The organism is Microbacterium lacus, from assembly GCF_039531105.1.
Taxonomy (GTDB): Bacteria; Actinomycetota; Actinomycetes; order Actinomycetales; family Microbacteriaceae; genus Microbacterium; species Microbacterium lacus.
The window spans coordinates 415,142-430,960 of the sequence record NZ_BAAAPK010000001.1 but is presented as its reverse complement, the minus strand read 5'-3'; the positions used below and the strand labels follow the sequence as shown (position 1 = coordinate 430,960).

At 70.9% G+C, this 15,819-nt stretch carries 16 protein-coding genes; 13 read left to right on the top strand and 3 right to left on the bottom strand.

Annotated features, from left to right (window positions below; genetic code table 11):
* Positions 1-50 precede the first annotated feature (50 nt).
* From ABD197_RS02105 to ABD197_RS02065, 9 genes are all read left to right on the top strand, one after another.
* Entirely contained in the window at positions 51-899 is an 849-nt protein-coding gene (locus ABD197_RS02105) for an esterase/lipase family protein (RefSeq protein WP_344051108.1), read from the top strand.
* 126 nt (positions 900-1,025) lie between these two features.
* On the top strand, positions 1,026-1,154 hold the full coding sequence (locus ABD197_RS02100) for a hypothetical protein (RefSeq protein ID WP_344051106.1): 129 nt from the start codon (positions 1,026-1,028) through the stop codon (positions 1,152-1,154).
* The gene (locus ABD197_RS02095; protein WP_344051104.1) at positions 1,151-1,240 is read left to right on the top strand and encodes a potassium-transporting ATPase subunit F; all 90 of its coding nucleotides are present in this window, start codon (positions 1,151-1,153) and stop codon (positions 1,238-1,240) included. Before ABD197_RS02100 ends, ABD197_RS02095 begins: the two co-directional genes overlap by 4 nt.
* Complete coding sequence (kdpA, locus tag ABD197_RS02090; protein WP_344051102.1) at positions 1,240-2,925, top strand: potassium-transporting ATPase subunit KdpA; 1,686 nt, start codon at positions 1,240-1,242, stop codon at positions 2,923-2,925. The genes ABD197_RS02095 and kdpA overlap by 1 nt, the downstream gene beginning before the upstream one ends.
* A 2-nt stretch (positions 2,926-2,927) precedes the next feature.
* The gene (kdpB, locus tag ABD197_RS02085) at positions 2,928-5,084 is read left to right on the top strand and encodes a potassium-transporting ATPase subunit KdpB (protein WP_344051100.1); all 2,157 of its coding nucleotides are present in this window, start codon (positions 2,928-2,930) and stop codon (positions 5,082-5,084) included.
* Positions 5,085-5,105: 21 nt separating this feature from the next.
* Positions 5,106-5,717 carry a potassium-transporting ATPase subunit KdpC gene (gene kdpC, locus ABD197_RS02080; RefSeq protein WP_344051098.1) on the top strand — a complete coding sequence of 204 codons (612 nt, stop codon included), beginning with the start codon at positions 5,106-5,108 and terminating at the stop codon, positions 5,715-5,717.
* 11 nt (positions 5,718-5,728) lie between these two features.
* Positions 5,729-8,218, top strand: coding sequence for a DUF4118 domain-containing protein (locus ABD197_RS02075; RefSeq protein ID WP_344051096.1), 2,490 nt, complete (start codon positions 5,729-5,731; stop codon positions 8,216-8,218).
* Positions 8,215-8,892, top strand: coding sequence for a response regulator (locus ABD197_RS02070; RefSeq protein WP_344051094.1), 678 nt, complete (start codon positions 8,215-8,217; stop codon positions 8,890-8,892). The genes ABD197_RS02075 and ABD197_RS02070 overlap by 4 nt, the downstream gene beginning before the upstream one ends.
* 196 nt (positions 8,893-9,088) lie before the next feature.
* Positions 9,089-10,048 (top strand): hypothetical protein, encoded by a 960-nt coding sequence (locus ABD197_RS02065; protein WP_344051092.1) that lies wholly within the window; start codon positions 9,089-9,091, stop codon positions 10,046-10,048.
* A gap of 109 nt (positions 10,049-10,157) precedes the next feature.
* Here the strand turns inward: ABD197_RS02065 and ABD197_RS02060 are convergent, their stop codons facing one another.
* On the bottom strand, positions 10,158-11,060 hold the full coding sequence (locus tag ABD197_RS02060) for a TerC family protein (RefSeq protein ID WP_344051090.1): 903 nt from the start codon (positions 11,058-11,060) through the stop codon (positions 10,158-10,160).
* 176 nt (positions 11,061-11,236) lie between these two features.
* On the opposite strand from ABD197_RS02060, the gene ABD197_RS02055 reads away from it, so the two are divergent.
* The 4 genes from ABD197_RS02055 (at position 11,237) to sufU (ending at position 14,314) form a co-directional block, all read left to right on the top strand.
* Positions 11,237-11,782 carry a hypothetical protein gene (locus tag ABD197_RS02055; protein ID WP_344051088.1) on the top strand — a complete coding sequence of 182 codons (546 nt, stop codon included), beginning with the start codon at positions 11,237-11,239 and terminating at the stop codon, positions 11,780-11,782.
* A gap of 50 nt (positions 11,783-11,832) precedes the next feature.
* The gene (locus ABD197_RS02050; protein ID WP_344051086.1) at positions 11,833-12,411 is read left to right on the top strand and encodes a hypothetical protein; all 579 of its coding nucleotides are present in this window, start codon (positions 11,833-11,835) and stop codon (positions 12,409-12,411) included.
* A gap of 149 nt (positions 12,412-12,560) precedes the next feature.
* The gene (locus tag ABD197_RS02045; RefSeq protein ID WP_344051084.1) at positions 12,561-13,853 is read left to right on the top strand and encodes a cysteine desulfurase; all 1,293 of its coding nucleotides are present in this window, start codon (positions 12,561-12,563) and stop codon (positions 13,851-13,853) included.
* On the top strand, positions 13,850-14,314 hold the full coding sequence (gene sufU / locus ABD197_RS02040) for a Fe-S cluster assembly sulfur transfer protein SufU (RefSeq protein ID WP_344051082.1): 465 nt from the start codon (positions 13,850-13,852) through the stop codon (positions 14,312-14,314). Before ABD197_RS02045 ends, sufU begins: the two co-directional genes overlap by 4 nt.
* A 130-nt stretch (positions 14,315-14,444) precedes the next feature.
* Here sufU and ABD197_RS02035 read toward each other — a convergent pair whose 3' ends face one another.
* A complete protein-coding gene (locus ABD197_RS02035) occupies positions 14,445-15,425 on the bottom strand; it encodes an SRPBCC family protein (protein ID WP_344051079.1) in 981 nt (326 codons plus the stop codon).
* A 2-nt stretch (positions 15,426-15,427) separates the two neighbouring features.
* A complete protein-coding gene (locus tag ABD197_RS02030; RefSeq protein ID WP_344051076.1) occupies positions 15,428-15,808 on the bottom strand; it encodes an ArsR/SmtB family transcription factor in 381 nt (126 codons plus the stop codon).
* Positions 15,809-15,819 lie beyond the last annotated feature (11 nt).

The window sequence follows — 15,819 nt, the reverse complement described above, 5'->3', positions numbered from 1 at the left end:
ACCCGTTCCGGGCGTCCCGGCACGGAGCCGCCGGCTCCTAGACTGCCCCCGTGACCCCTGACGACCCGCGCCCGAGCGTGCTCGCGCGCGGGTGGTGGTGGGCCCAGGACTACGCGTACGCCGCCCTCCGCCAGGCCGCGATCGTCGGAGCGCCCTGGCGTCTGGGGCGGCCTCGGCCCGAACCACGATCGTGGCGCGACGGGTCCGCAGAGTTGGCGGAGGTCATCCTGCTCCCGGGCGTGTACGAGCACTGGACGTTCCTCCGACCCCTCGGGGACGCGCTCAGCGCGGCGGGACATCGCGTCCGCGTCGTGCACGGACTCGGCATGAACCGGCGCGGCGTCGCGGAGACCTCCGAACGCCTCGGCCGAGCGCTGGCTGCGCGTCCCGCCGGACCTGCCGGACGCGTGATCGTGGCGCACAGCAAGGGCGGGCTGATCGGCAAGCACCTGCTCGTGACCTCTGGGGCGGCGCACGCGGCGGCCGCCGAAGCCGCCGCCGGCGGCGACCCCGCAGATGCCGCCGCCCGCGCGCCCGCACCGGCGTCGTCCCCGCCCGAGCGGGGATCCGCCGCCGGCGGCGCGCCGCTCGGACTCCTCGGACTCGTCGCCGTGTGCACGCCGTTCCACGGGTCCCCCTTGGCCGGCCTGTTCTTCGTGCCCAGCATCCGCGCGTTCCTTCCCGAGGACGAGACGATCGTGATGCTCGGCCGCGACGAATCGGTCAACGGCCGCATCGTCTCGGTCTTCGGCCGCTTCGACCCGCACATCCCGAACGGCAGCGCGCTGGACGGCGCGACGAACGTGATCGTTCCCGCACAGGGCCATTTCGCAGTCCTCGGGTCGCCGCACACGCACGCCGCTGTCCTGGACGGCGTGCGGATGCTCTCCGCGGGCTGATCCGGCCGTATGGCCTTCGTGCGGATGCCGCACGCGGCCGTATGGGAACCGTGAGGGTCGCCGCGACGGGGCTGTCGGCGGTGTTGAGTCGGTGATCGTGCCCCGCACCGAGGCACCCGCACACCGGTGCGGACACCCGATCGGCGTTCAGGCGCCCCAGGAGTTCCCGACATGCTCGATGTCATCTACGTCGCCGCCACGCTCGCGCTGTTCGCGCTCGTCGGCCTGATCGCCAAGGCGGTGGAAAGACTGTGACGGTCTTCTCGCTCATCGCCGCCCTGCTCGGGGTCGCGGCCGTCGTCTACCTCGTCGTCGCGCTCGTGAAGCCGGAGAAGTTCTGATGACGGACACGGCTTCTCTCTGGCTCGGCGTCCTGCAGATCGCGACGGTCGTCCTCGTTCTCGTCCTGCTCTACCGTCCGCTCGGGGACTGGATCGCCGGAATCTTCACATCCGAGAAGGACTGGGCGCCCGAGCGCGGCGTGTACCGCCTCATCGGCGTCGACGCCCACTCCGAGCAGACCGCGCCGGCGTACACGCGCGGCGTGCTCGTCTTCTCCGCGGTCGGCGTGCTGTTCGTCTACGCCCTGCAGCGCCTCCAGGCGGTGCTTCCGTACTCGCTCGACCTGCCGCCGGTTCCGGAAGGGCTCGCGTTCAACACCGCGGTGTCCTTCGTCACGAACACGAACTGGCAGTCGTACTCGCCCGAACTGACGCTCGGCTACACGGTGCAGCTCGCGGGACTGGCGGTGCAGAACTTCGTCTCCGCCGCCGTCGGCATCGCCGTCGCGGTCGCGCTCGTGCGCGGCTTCGCCCGACACGGCGCGGCCACGATCGGCAACTTCTGGGTCGACCTGCTGCGGACGGTCACCCGCCTTCTGCTGCCCCTGTCGATCCTCGCCGCGATCGCCCTCGTGATCGCCGGAGTCGTGCAGAACTTCACCGGCTTCACCGAGGTCGGCACGATCACCGGCGGCACGCAGGTGCTCCCCGGTGGTCCGGTCGCCTCGCAGGAGGCGATCAAGGAGCTCGGCACGAACGGAGGTGGCTTCTTCAACGCGAACTCCGCCCACCCCTTCGAGAATCCGACGCCCTGGACGAACGTCCTGGAGATCCTCCTCCTGCTCGCGATCCCGGTCGCGATGCCGCGCGCCTTCGGTCGCATGGTGGGCGATGACCGCCAGGGCTACGCGATCCTCGCGGTCATGACCGTGATCGCGATCGCCTCGATCACCGCTGTGACGTGGCTCGAGACCCTCGGTCAGGGCACGGCCCCGCAGCTCGCGGGTGCCGCGATGGAGGGCAAGGAGCAGAGGTTCGGCATCCTCGGATCGACCCTGTTCGCCGGAGCGACCACCCTGACCTCGACGGGCGCGGTCAACTCGATGCACGACTCGTACACGGCGCTCGGTGGCATGATCCCGATGGTCAACATGATGCTCGGCGAGATCGCACCCGGCGGTGTCGGCTCGGGTCTGTACGGCATGCTCGTCCTCGCCGTGATCGCGGTGTTCGTCGGCGGCCTGCTCGTCGGCCGCACGCCGGAGTACCTCGGCAAGAAGATCGGTCCGACGCAGATCAAGCTCGCGAGCCTGTACATCCTCGTCACGCCGATCCTCGTGCTCACCGGCACGGCGCTGAGCTTCGCGATCCCCGCGATCCGCGCCGACATGGAGGCGACCTCGATCTGGAACCCCGGCGTGCACGGCCTGAGCGAAGTGCTGTACGCGTTCACCTCGGCGGCCAACAACAACGGATCGGCCTTCGCCGGGCTCACCGCCAACACCCCGTGGCTCAACACGGCGCTCGGGGTCGCGATGCTCCTCGGCCGGTTCATCCCGATCGCCCTCGTGCTCGCCCTGGCCGGAACGCTCGCCGCTCAGCAGAAGGTTCCTGCGACCGCCGGCACGCTCCCCACCTCCCGCCCGCAGTTCGTGGGTCTGCTCACCGTGGTCGCGGTCGTCATCACCGCACTCACCTATTTCCCCGTTCTCACGCTGGGTCCCCTGGCGGAAGGTCTCGTCTGATCATGTCCACATCCACCCTCACCCCCGTCCACGGCTCCGTGCCGCCGTCGTCGACGTCCCCGTCCCGTTCGTTCGGGTGGGCGCAGCTCGTGACCGCGCTGCCCGGCGCGCTGCGCAAGCTCAACCCCGCCGCGCTCTGGCGCAACCCCGTCATGTTCCTGGTGTGGGTGGGCGCGGCGCTGACCACCGCGATCGCGATCGCCGAGCCGTTCCTCGGCGGCGCCGAGGCCTCGGGCGGCACCGCCGTCCCGGTCGGCTTCACGTGGGGCATCGCCGTCTGGCTCTGGCTCACGGTGCTCTTCGCGAACCTCGCCGAGTCCGTGGCCGAGGGCCGCGGCAAGGCGCAGGCCGCGTCCCTGCGCCAGACCCGCACGAGCACGTCCGCCCGGCGGGTCAGCGACTACGACGCCGTCGCGGATGCCGCCGCCGAGCGGGCCGCCGTGCACGATGTGTCCTCTGCTGAGCTCGCGCTCGGCGACGTCGTCATCGTCACGGCCGGTGAACTGATCCCGGGGGACGGCGACATCGTGCAGGGCATCGCCACAGTGGACGAATCGGCCATCACCGGAGAGTCCGCGCCGGTCGTGCGCGAATCCGGCGGCGACCGGTCGGCGGTCACGGGCGGCACCCGTGTGCTGTCGGACCGCATCGTCGTGCGGATCACGTCCAAGCCCGGCGAGACGTTCGTGGACCGCATGATCGCGCTCGTCGAGGGCGCCGCACGCCAGCGCACCCCCAACGAGATCGCGCTCAACATCCTGCTCGCGAGCCTGTCGATCGTGTTCGTGATCGTGGTGCTCACGCTCAACCCGATCGCCTCGTACGCCGCGTCCCCCGTGTCGATCCCGGTCCTGATCGCCCTGCTCGTGTGCCTCATCCCGACCACGATCGGGGCCCTGCTGTCGGCGATCGGCATCGCCGGGATGGACCGGCTCGTGCAGCGCAACGTCCTCGCGATGTCCGGACGCGCGGTCGAGGCGGCGGGAGATGTCACGACCCTGCTCCTGGACAAGACCGGGACGATCACGTACGGCAACCGCCGCGCTTCGGATTTCGTCGCGATGCCCGGCGTCGACGCGGACGAGCTCGCGCGCGCGGCGGCGCTGTCCTCGCTCGCGGACCCGACGCCGGAGGGCGTGTCCGTGATCGAGCTGGCCGCGGTGCGCGGCATCCGTGTCACCGAGCCCGCCGGCGCCGCCTCGGTGCCCTTCACCGCCCAGACCCGCATGAGCGGTGTCGATCTCGCGGACGGCGTGCAGGTGCGCAAGGGCGCGGGGTCGGCCGTCCTCGCCTGGCTCGACTCGTCCGGCGCCCCGGTCCCGGCCGATACGCGCGCACAACTCCTGCAGAACACCGAGGCGATCGCGCAGTCCGGCGGAACTCCCCTGGTCGTGGCGACGCTCGACGCGCAGAAAGCAGGAGTTGTGCTCGGGGTGATTCACCTGAAGGACATCGTGAAGGAGGGCCTGCGCGACCGTTTCGCCGAGCTGCGCGCCATGGGCATCCGGACGGTCATGATCACGGGCGACAACCCGCTGACCGCCGCGGCGATCGCGAAGGAGGCGGGCGTCGACGACTACCTCGCCGAAGCGACCCCCGAGGACAAGCTCGCCCTGATCACGCGCGAGCAGGAGGGCGGCAACCTCGTCGCGATGACCGGCGACGGCACGAACGACGCGCCGGCCCTCGCGCAGGCGGACGTCGGTGTGGCGATGAACACGGGCACATCGGCCGCGAAGGAGGCCGGCAACATGGTCGACCTCGACAGCGATCCGACCAAGCTCATCGACATCGTCCGGATCGGCAAGCAGCTGCTGATCACCCGGGGCGCTCTCACGACGTTCTCGCTGGCGAACGACATCGCGAAGTACTTCGCGATCATCCCCGCGATGTTCATGGGGATCTTCCCCGGACTCGCGGCGCTGAACATCATGCAGCTCAGCTCGCCGGCCTCCGCCGTCACGAGCGCGATCATCTTCAACGCCCTCGTCATCATCGTGCTCATCCCGCTCGCCCTTCGCGGCGTGAAATACCGCCCGGCGAGCGCGCCGCAGATCCTGAGTCGCAACCTCGCGATCTACGGGCTCGGCGGCATCATCGCCCCCTTCATCGGCATCAAGCTCATCGACCTCGTCGTGAGCCTCATCCCGGGCTTCTGAGCCCCGACCTCGGAGAACACCGTGTCCACCACCCGCTCCACCGTCCGCACCGCCGGCGTCGCCGTCCGCGCGATGCTCGTCTTCACCCTCGTCCTCGGGATCGGCTACACGGCCCTCGTCACCGCGATCGGTCAGCTCGCACTGCCCTGGCAGGCGAACGGCTCCCTCGTGACGGATGCGGAGGGCACGCCTGTCGGCAGCGCGCTCATCGGCCAGTCGTTCACCGATGCCGACGGCGCCGCGCTCCCCGAGTACTTCCAGTCCCGCCCGTCGGCGGCCGGCGACGGCTACGACGGGGGCGCCTCGAGCGGCTCCAACTGGGGGCCGGAGAACGCGGACCTGATCGAGGCGATCCGGCAGCGTCAGGCGGCGATCGCCGAGCTCGAGGGGGTCGACGTGTCCGAGATCCCGGCCGACGCGGTGACGGCTTCCGGCTCCGGACTGGACCCGCACATCAGTCCGTCGTACGCCCTGCTGCAGGTGCCGCGCGTCGCGGCCGAGCGCGGCATCCCCGAGTCGGACGTCCGCGATCTCGTCGCGTCTATGATCCAGTCACGGGACCTCGGATACCTCGGGGAGCCCCGTGTGAACGTGCTCGAGCTCAATCTGGCGCTCGACCGGCTGCAGAACTGAGGGACCTTCCGATGAAGCGCGGGCGACTGCGGGTGCTGCTGGGCGCGGCGCCGGGTGTCGGCAAGACCTACGCGATGCTCGAAGAGGGCAGGCGCCTCCTCGCAGACGGCACGGACGTCGTGATCGCCGTGGTCGAGACGCACGGCCGTGCGGCGACGGCCGCTCTCGTCGAGGGACTCCCGATCGTGCCCCGCCGCTCCGTCGCGCACCGCGGCGTCGAGCTGAGCGAGATGGACCTCGATGCGGTCCTCGCGCGCGCGCCGCGGGTGGCGCTCGTCGATGAGCTCGCGCACACGAACGTCCCCGGTTCGGCGCACGAGAAGCGCTGGCAGGACGTGCAGCAGATCCTGGATGCCGGCATCGACGTCATCACGACCGTCAACGTCCAGCACATCGAGTCCCTGAACGACGTCGTCGAGCAGATCACCGGCGTCACGCAGCGCGAGACGGTGCCGGATGCCGTCGTCCGGGCCGCCGACCAGGTCGAGGTGATCGACCTCGCGCCCCAGTCGCTGCGCGACCGCCTCGCGGCCGGTGTCGTCTACCCGGCCGAGCGCATCGACGCCGCGCTGTCGAACTACTTCCGGCTCGGCAATCTCACGGCGCTGCGCGAGCTCGCCCTGCTGTGGCTCGCGGACGAGGTCGACAGCGCGCTGCGCACGTACCGGGCCGAGCAGGGCATCAGCGGCACGTGGCAGGCGCGCGAGCGCGTCGTGGTCGCGCTGACCGGCGGGCCGGAGGGCGAGACGCTCCTGCGGCGCGGCGCGCGCATCGCCGCGCGATCGGCCGGCGGTGAGCTGCTCGCCGTCCACGTCTCCAGTCAGGACGGGCTGCGCGCCGCCGCGCCCGGCGCGCTGGCCGCGCAGCGGGAGCTGATCGAGTCGCTCGGCGGCACATACCACCAGGTCGTCGGCGATGACATCCCGCGGGCGCTCGTGGAGTTCGCCCGTTCGGTGAACGCGACGCAGCTCGTGATCGGCGTGAGTCGACGGGGGCGGCTGAAGGCCGCGCTGACCGGCCCCGGCATCGGCGCCACGGTGATCCGCGAGTCCGGTGACATCGACGTCCACATCGTCACCCATTCCGCGGCGGGGGGCCGCTTCGCCCTGCCGCGGGTGACCGGCGGTGCGCTCAGCCGTCAGCGCGTCGTGCTCGGCTTCGTGGTCGCCCTCGTCGGCGGCCCGCTCCTGACCTGGCTGCTGTACGTGTCCCGGACTCCTGAGTCGATCACTTCGGACGTGCTGGCCTTCCAGCTGCTCGTCGTGGTCGTCGCCCTGACCGGTGGGATCTGGCCGGCGCTTTTCGCCGCCGTGCTGTCGGGCCTCACTCTGGACTACCTGTTCGTCGCCCCGCAGTTCACGGTCGAGATCTCCGACCCCCTGCATCTGTGGGCCCTGTTCCTCTACGTCATCATCGCCGCGCTGGTGAGCTACATCGTCGACCAGGCCGCCCGCCGGGCCCGCGTCGCGCACCGCGCCACCGCGGAGGCCGAGCTGCTCGCAAGCGTCGCGGGCAGCATCCTGCGCGGCGAGAGCGCGGTGCCCGCCCTCATCGCCCGCACGCGCGAGGCGTTCGGGATGAGCGGCGTCCGCCTCACGGCCGCGGACGGCACGGTCCTCGCCACCGACGGCGAGCCGGTGCGCGACAACCGCTTCACGTCGATCCCGATCGGCGAGCCGTCCCGCGCGACCCTCGAGCTGCACGGAGGTCCGCTCGACGCCTCCGAGCGCCGCCTGCTCGACGTGATCGTCGCGCAGCTCGGCGCCGCACTCGAGCGCACCGACCTGACCGCGACCGCGCGTGAAGCCGGCGCCCTCGCCGAGACCGACCAGGTGCGCAGTGCCCTGCTCTCCGCGGTCAGCCACGACCTGCGCCGACCGCTCGCGGCGGCCGTCGCCGCGGTCGGGGGCCTGCGGAACCTCGACGAGAACCTCTCACCCGAGGATCGCCGCGAGCTGCTGGAGACCGCGGACGAGAGCCTCACGACGCTGTCCACGCTGGTCACCGACCTGCTCGACGTGAGTCGGGTGCAGGCGGGTGTGCTCGCCGTGTCGCTCCGGCCGGTGGATGCCGCCGACGTGGTGCTCGCGGCGGTCGAGGAGCTCGGCCTCGGACCGTCCTCGGTCGACCTGGCGCTGGACCGCGATCTTCCGCCCGTGCACGCGGATCCGGTGCTCCTGCAGCGCGTGGTCGTCAACGTGCTCGCGAACGCGCACCGACACTCGCCGGCCGGCATCCCGGTGCGGGTCAGCACCAGTCGGCTGGGCGGCAGCGCCCAATTGCGGATCATCGACCACGGCCCCGGCATCCCGATCGATCGTCGCGACGACGTGTTCGCGCCGTTCCAGCGCCTCGGCGACACCGACAATGCGACCGGTCTGGGACTCGGTCTGGCATTGTCGAAGGGATTCAGCGAGGGCATGGGCGGAGCCCTCACTCCCGAAGACACCCCCGGCGGAGGACTGACCATGGTGATCGAGCTCCCCTTGGCGGTCTCGTGAAGATCCTCATCGCCGACGACGACCCGCAGCTCGTCCGCGCGCTGCGCATCACCCTCGCCGCGCACGGCTACGACGTGATCGCCGCGCCCGACGGGGCGGCCGCGGTCGCGATGGCCGCGCAGTCGCACCCCGACATGGTGCTGCTCGACCTCGGGATGCCGCGCCTGAACGGCGTGGAGGTGATCGAGGCGCTGCGCGGGTGGAGCTCCGCCCCGATCATCGTGGTGTCGGGCCGCACGGGTTCTGCGGACAAAGTCGAGGCCCTGGATGCCGGCGCCGACGACTACGTCACGAAGCCGTTCCAGATCGACGAGCTGCTCGCACGGCTGCGCGCCCTGTCGCGCCGGGCCGGATCCGGTACCGGAGAGCCCGCGGTGACGTTCGGCGATGTCACGGTCGACCTGGCGGCGAAGTCGGTCTCGCGCGCCGGAGCGCGCGTGCACGTCACTCCGACCGAATGGCGGATGCTGGAGTTCCTCGCCCGCAACCCCGGTGCCCTTGTGACCCGGCAGACGCTGCTGAAGGAGATCTGGGCCAGCGACCAGGTGAGCGACTCCGGCTATCTGCGCCTGTACATGTCGCAGCTGCGCAAGAAGCTCGAGGCCGATCCCGCGCATCCCCGGCACCTGCTCACCGAGTCGGGCATGGGGTACCGGCTGGTCCTCGCGCCCTGAGCCGCGGCATCCGCTCGTCGCCTGCTGCATTTTCCGGCGACCGCTGCGTCGATCGGTGCAGCGCCCGCGGGAAAGTGGCGCAAGCGGATGCCGAACCGGGGTTCCTCCCCAGGAGGGGTGGTCGGCCGGGGAGTCCACCACTGGGGCGGGCAGACATCGGCACGGTCGAGGGGCGCGGCATCCTGAGCGGATGTGGATGGACGAGCCTCCGTTGGCCACGGTTTTCCGCCGCCGCGAGAACGACGGCGAGCCGGTGAACGACCGGCGGCTGCGAGCGCGCCTGGCCGGCGGCGACCTCGTGCGCATCGCGCCCGGCGCGTTCGCCACACGCGCGGACTGGGAAGCGCTCTCGCCGATGGCCCGCCACGCCCAGCGCGTGTGGGAAGCGGCCGCCCGCGCCCGCTCCGAACTGGTGATCTCGCATGCCGCGGCAGCGGCGCTGTACGGCATCGACCGGATCGGCCCGTGGCCGGAGCGGATCGACGTCAGCACCGGGATCAGCTCGGGCGGCCGGTCCAGCGGAGAGTTCCGCCGGCGCGGCCGAGGGGACATCGCACACATCGTCGGCATCCCGTGGCAGCGCCACAGCGTCACGACACCCCTGCAGACCGCTGTCGACCTGAGTGCCGACAGCAGGTTCCTCGACGGCGTCGTGGCCCTCGACCAGGCGCTGTGGTCGAAGCGGGCGGCAGGAGCGCTCGTGAGCGGAGCCGCACTCGAGGAACACGTCGGCGGCATGTCCGGGAGGGGGTGCGCCCGCGCCGCGCGCGCCGCCGGCTTCGCCACGAGTCTGGCCGACAGCGTGCGCGAGTCGCAGAGCCGCGTCCTGATCGGGATGCTGGGATTCCCGCCCCCGGAACTGCAGGCATGCTTCGTCCTGTCGAACGGGCGCGATGCCTTCACCGACTTCTTCTGGCGCGACCATCGCCACATCGGCGAGTTCGACGGCGCGGGGAAGTATCGCGACCCTCAGCTGCTGCGAGGCCGCACGCCGGAGGAGGTCCTGCTGGCGGAGAAGGACCGCGAAGACGACCTGCGTCGGCAGGTGCGGGCGTTCTCGCGCTGGCGCCTGCCCGCGCTGCGCTCACCACGCGCGCTCTACGACATCCTCCACGGCGCCGGGCTGCCGACCACTCGCCCGCGGCCGGGGCGGTGAGGCGCGGCATCCGCTCGTCGCCTGCCGCAGTTCCAGGCGAACGCTGCGTCGATCGGCGCCGCACCTGCAGGAAAGTGCCGCGGGCGGATGCCGGACGCCCGGCGCGAGGTCAGCCGAGACCCGCGCGCTCGTCCGCCGGCGCCGAGGCGCCCGAGACCGGCTTGCGCGAAAGACCGACGGCACCGGCATCCGGCCCCTTCGACAGCGCCGCGGACACTGCGACCGACTCGTCGACGTCGGGGTACTGGGGGCGCAGGCGCACGGCGTGCTGCGCCTTCTGCTCGCGCTTGGCCTTGCGGGCGGCGTAGATGAGGTTCAGCGCCTCGACGAGGATCGCGAACGCCATCGGCGCATAGATCAGAGCCTTGTCGATCTTGATGCCGAAGCCCTCCGCGATGAGGAAGACACCGATCAGCAGCAGGAACGACAGCGCCAGCATCTTCACGGTGGGGTGCTTGTTCACGAACGCGAAGATGAAGCGCGACGCGAAGAGCATGATGCCGAACGAGAGCACGACGACCGTGATGATCACGATGAGGTTCTCGGTCATGCCGACCGCCGTGATGACGGAGTCGAGCGAGAAGACGATGTCCAGCAGCAGGATCTGGGTGATCACCGACGCGAACGTGATCTGGGCGACCTTCTTGCCGCTGCCGCCGTGGTCCTCCTCGGCGCCCTCGAGCTTGTGGTGGATCTCGGTCACCGCCTTGTAGACGAGGAACAACCCACCGGCGATGAGGATGAAGTCCTTCCACGAGAAGCCCATGCCGAACAGGACGACGACGTCTTCCTTGAGCGTGATGATCCAGCCTGCGAAGAACACCAGGATCACGCGGATGAGCATCGCCAGCGTGAGGCCGAGGTTGCGCGCCTTGGCCTGCTGCTCCTTCGGGAGCTTGGAGGCCAGGATCGAGATGAAGATGACGTTGTCGACGCCGAGCACGATCTCGAGCACGAACAGGGTCAGGAACACCGCGACGAGGTCAGGGGTGAAAGCGAAGGAGAAGTCCACGTCGCCATCGTAGGGGCGGGGTGCGCGTGAGCACGCCGTAGGTGTTCGGTCGACGCTCGTTCGCATTGCGTGAGGACGCGTGATCTCGGATCGTGCGCGTGCGAGAACGGATTCATGCACACCACATCGCACGCGCCCACAACCCCGGGCTCTCTGCACGTCCGGGAGGCGAGCGCATGACCCTCACGCAAATCATGCCCACCCTGCGCCGGAGCATCCCCGACCCGCTTCACGCCCGCTCCTGGCCAGAGCACACCTTCGCGACCGTCGATGACGTCGTGATCGCCGGCGTCTCGCTCGTTCGGCTGGCCGCACTGTGCGAGACGCCCTGCGTGCACACCGCCGACGCGTGCGTCCCGGAGGCCCGGACGCGTCCGGCGCTGCGTCACGACGTCGCCGTGATCGTCGTCTCGGTCACCGACGTCGTCGACACCCCCGCGGGACGGGTCGTGCTGGTCGATGGGGACCTGTCGGACGCTGCGGCGAACTGGCACCAGTCGCGTCTGATCGGCAGGGTCTCGACGGCAGCCGCTGCCGAATGCTCGGTGCTCACCGCGTCCGCGACGACGATGACCGGGCCCGGCACGCGTGCCGAGCTCCCCGCAGACCTGCGCCGCGGCGACCTCCTGGCGATCCCGTGCGCCCGTGCGGTGACTCTGCACGACATCCGCCCTTCGACGCCCGCTCAGGCGCGGAGGTCGCCCCGGACGAACTCCGCCTGATGCCTTTCCTGTTCTCGGCGCCGCATCTTCCCCCTCAGGAGCTCGAAGTCATGACCATCCTCAACAGCATCGCCCTCTCGAACGCGTCGCTCGATGCGGCCACGGCTGCCTGCTGGCCCGCTGGCACGACCCACACCGAGCGTGACGTGCTCGTCCGCGGGGTGCCGCTGAGCGCCGTGGCATCCGTGGACGGGACCCCCCTCGTGCGTGTCGGACAGGCCAGGACCTGGCATCCCCGTCACCGCGGGACCGAGCGTCCGCTGACGATCGTGGTCACCCGGGTCGAGCACGTCGACCACCTCGGGCTCTTCCAGCGCCCGGACGTGTGGGTCGACGCGGCTCTCGGCGGGCGACAGATCGAGACCGTCCGGGTCATCGGTCGGCCCAGCGCCGCCCGCCGGCGCCGGGTCAGGCTGCTCACCGAGGGCGCGCCCGGCGACATCGCCCGATTGGACATCCCCGCGGATGTGCACGAGGGCGATCTCCTCGCGATCGCGTGCGTCGGCGCCCTCCCGTTGAGCGGCGTCTCGCGGCGCTCCGACCGGACGCCCAGGAAGGACGCACCGCCCGTCCCACCGGTGCGCACCGCAGACGACGACCTACCCTTCACCGGGCGCTGCGGACGCTAGCCGCGCGCATCGGCACGGTTCGGGGCGCGCCACGTCCGTTGGGGCGCGCGACACGCGCCTGAACGGAGCGGAGGCGTCCCGAACCCGATGCGATCGACCGTCGACACCGCGCCAGCCCGCGCCGACGCGTGGGCGCGTAGCCTGGAAAGGTGACCCCCTCGACCGAAATCCCGACGACGCTGGACGCCCGGGCGCTGCGTGAGGACTTCCCGATCCTCCGGCGCCAGGTCGACGGCCACCCGCTCGTGTACCTCGACTCCGCCGCGACGAGCCAGAAGCCGCGCGCGGTGATCGAGGCCGAGGTCGACTTCCTCACGAATGCGAACGCCGCCGTGCACCGCGGCGCACACACCCTCGCGGCCGAGGCGACGGAGCTGTTCGAGGACGCGCGGGCGACCGTGGCCGGATTCGTCGGGGCGGATGCCGAGCAGATCGTCTGGACGAGCGGGGCGACCGCCGGGCTGAACCTCGTCGCCTACGCGATCGGCAACGCCACGCTCGGGCGCGGCGCCCCGGCGAGCGCGCGCTTCGCGCTGCGGCCCGGCGACGAGATCGTGCTGACCGAGATCGAGCACCACGCGAACCTCGTGCCGTGGCAGGAGCTCGCCGCGCGCACCGGCGCGGTGCTGCGCCACATCCCCGTGCACGATGACGGCCGGCTGGATCTGGATGCCGCGGCATCCGTCATCGGAGAGCGCACGCGCATCGTCGCCTTCACGCACGTCTCCAATGTGCTGGGCATCGTCAATCCGGTCGCCGAGCTCGTCGCCCTCGCTCGGCGCGTCGGTGCCGTCACCGTGCTCGACGCGTGCCAGTCCGCGCCTCACCTGGCGCTCGACCTGCCCGATCTCGGCGTGGACCTCGCGGTCTTCTCCGGCCACAAGATGCTCGGACCCTACGGGATCGGCGGACTCTACGGGCGCGCCGAGATCCTGGAGGCGCTCCCGCCGTTCCTGACCGGCGGGTCGATGATCACGCGCGTCGGGTTGGACTCCAGCGAGTACCTGCCGCCGCCGCAGCGCTTCGAGGCGGGCACGCAGCCGGTGTCGCAGGCGATCGGCCTCGCCGCGGCGGTCCGCTACCTCGGAGGAGTGGGGATGGGTGCCGTACACGCCCACGAGCGCGCGCTCGGCGCCCGCCTGCTCGATGGGCTCCGCGGCATCGACGGCGTGCGCATCCTCGGCGACGCGCCGGGAGTCGAGCGGGTGGGCCTGGCCGCATTCGACGTCGACGGGGTGCACGCGCACGATGTGGGGCAGTTCCTGGACTCCCGGGGCATCGCGGTGCGCGTCGGGCACCACTGCGCCGCGCCGCTGCACGCGCGCTTCGGACTGACCGCCTCGGTGCGGGCGTCGGCCGCGCTCTACAACACCGAGGACGATGTCGACGTGTTCCTCGACGCCCTCGCCGACGTGCGGCCGTTCTTCGGAGCAGGCGCGTGAGCGGGCTCGAGTCGCTGTACCAGGAGCTCATCCTCGAGCACTCCAAGCGGCCGCACGGCAAAGGCATCGCCGACGCGGATGCCGCAGACCTGCGCACCGCGACCTCGCACCAGCGCAACCCGATCTGCGGCGACGAGATCACCCTCCGCGTGCGGGTGAACCCCGACGACACCGTTCACGACATCACGTGGGACGGAGCCGGCTGCTCGATCTCGCAGGCCTCGGCCTCGATGCTCGCGGTGCTCGTCGACGACCGCGAAGGCGGGCTCACCCGCGCGCAGGCGACCGAGCTGATCGACGGATTCCGCACGGCGCTGCGCTCGCGCGGCACGATCCCGATCGACGAGGAGACCTACGGCGACGCCGAGGCACTCAGCGGCGTCTCGAAGTACACCGCGCGCGTGAAGTGCGCGATGCTCGCGTGGGTCGCGTTCGAGGACGCCCTGGCCCGCGCCTCCTGACGCCGGCCGCGGGCGTCTCTTCTCCCCGTGAGACGACAACTGCACGTCGAGACCATGGGGTTCACCCACAGTCTCGACGTGCAGTTGTCGTCTCAGCGAAAAGGGAAAAGGGGAGGGGCGGCGGCGCGGATCAGACGGACGCGAGCACGGACTCCAGGCGCTGGTAGCTGGTCTCCATGCCCTCGGTCATCCCGGTCGCGAGCACCATGTCGCGCGTCTGGGAGTCCGGATACTCGATGAGCAGCGTGATGAGCGTCGCGCCGTCCTCCTCGTAGAGGTTCATGTCATTCAGCGTCGACGGGAAGTCGGTCCCGGTCATGTGCTCGGTCGTCACGGCGCGCACCGGGGGCTCCGAGAGCAGGGTCTGCCCGTCGAACCCGAACGGCTCCCCCGGCTCGCCCTCGACCGGCTCCCAGGCGTAGCGGTACTTCCCGCCCGCGCTCGGGTCGATCTCGCACACGGTCATGCGCCAGCCGTCCGGGCCGAGGAGCCACTGCGTCATGAGCTCCGGCTCGGTGTGCGCGCGCCAGACGAGCTCGCGCGGACCGTCGATCAGGCGCGTGATGCGCACGTGGGTGTCGTCCAGGATCTCGGTCTGCGTGCCCTTACCGGCGGCGTAGGCGCGCAGTCCCTCGAGCACGCGGTCGAGCTGTCCCATCGCGAGCGTCGAACCCTCGACCATGCCCATCGCGACGACTTTTTCGAGCGCCTCGGCCGAGTCGAAGTACGTCGTGTTGCGCAGCCGCGCGCCCGTCTCGGTCGGCTCGAAGGAGAACACCATGCGCGAGGTCGGCATGTCGGCCAGTACCCGCCCGTCGGCATCCGCGAACGAGTCCAGTGCCGTGAACGAGCGGGGTCCGTCGATCTCGAGGAACTCCCACACCCCGTGATATTGCTCCCCCTGGGGGCTGGTCATCCGGTAGTGCGCTCGCCCACCGACCGACAGGTCGAATTCGGTGAAGGTGGCGGGGTAGCCGGGAGGGCCCCAGAACCGCTCGAGCTGGCGGGGGTCGGTGAAGGCGCCCCAGAGGCGGTCGACGGATGCCGCCACCTCGGCGGTCAGCGTCATGGTGAGCGCTTCAGGGTCGGTCGTGACGTCGGTGACAGGCATTGTCAGTCCCTTTCGGTGTCGGTTCGATCGGAAGACCCGGTATCGGGCGGAGTTTCGGCGAGGAGGGCGTCGAGGCGGTCGATGCGGGACCGCCACAGCTCTTCGAAGCGGGCGAGCAGCACGCGGGCGCGGGCGATCATGTCGGGGTCCGCTCGCACGAGGCGCTCGCGCCCCTCGGCACGCTTGACGATGAGGCCCGCCTCTTCGAGCACGGCGACGTGCTTCTGCACGGCGGCGAAGGACATGTCGTACTCCCGGGCGAGCGCCGAGACCGAGTGCTCGCGCTCGATCGTGCGCCGCAGGATGTCGCGCCGCGTGGCCGCGGCCAGCGCGTGGAAGACGCGGTCGATCCGTTCATCGCTGAGCTCCATTTGTGCAACCATTTGGTTGTACG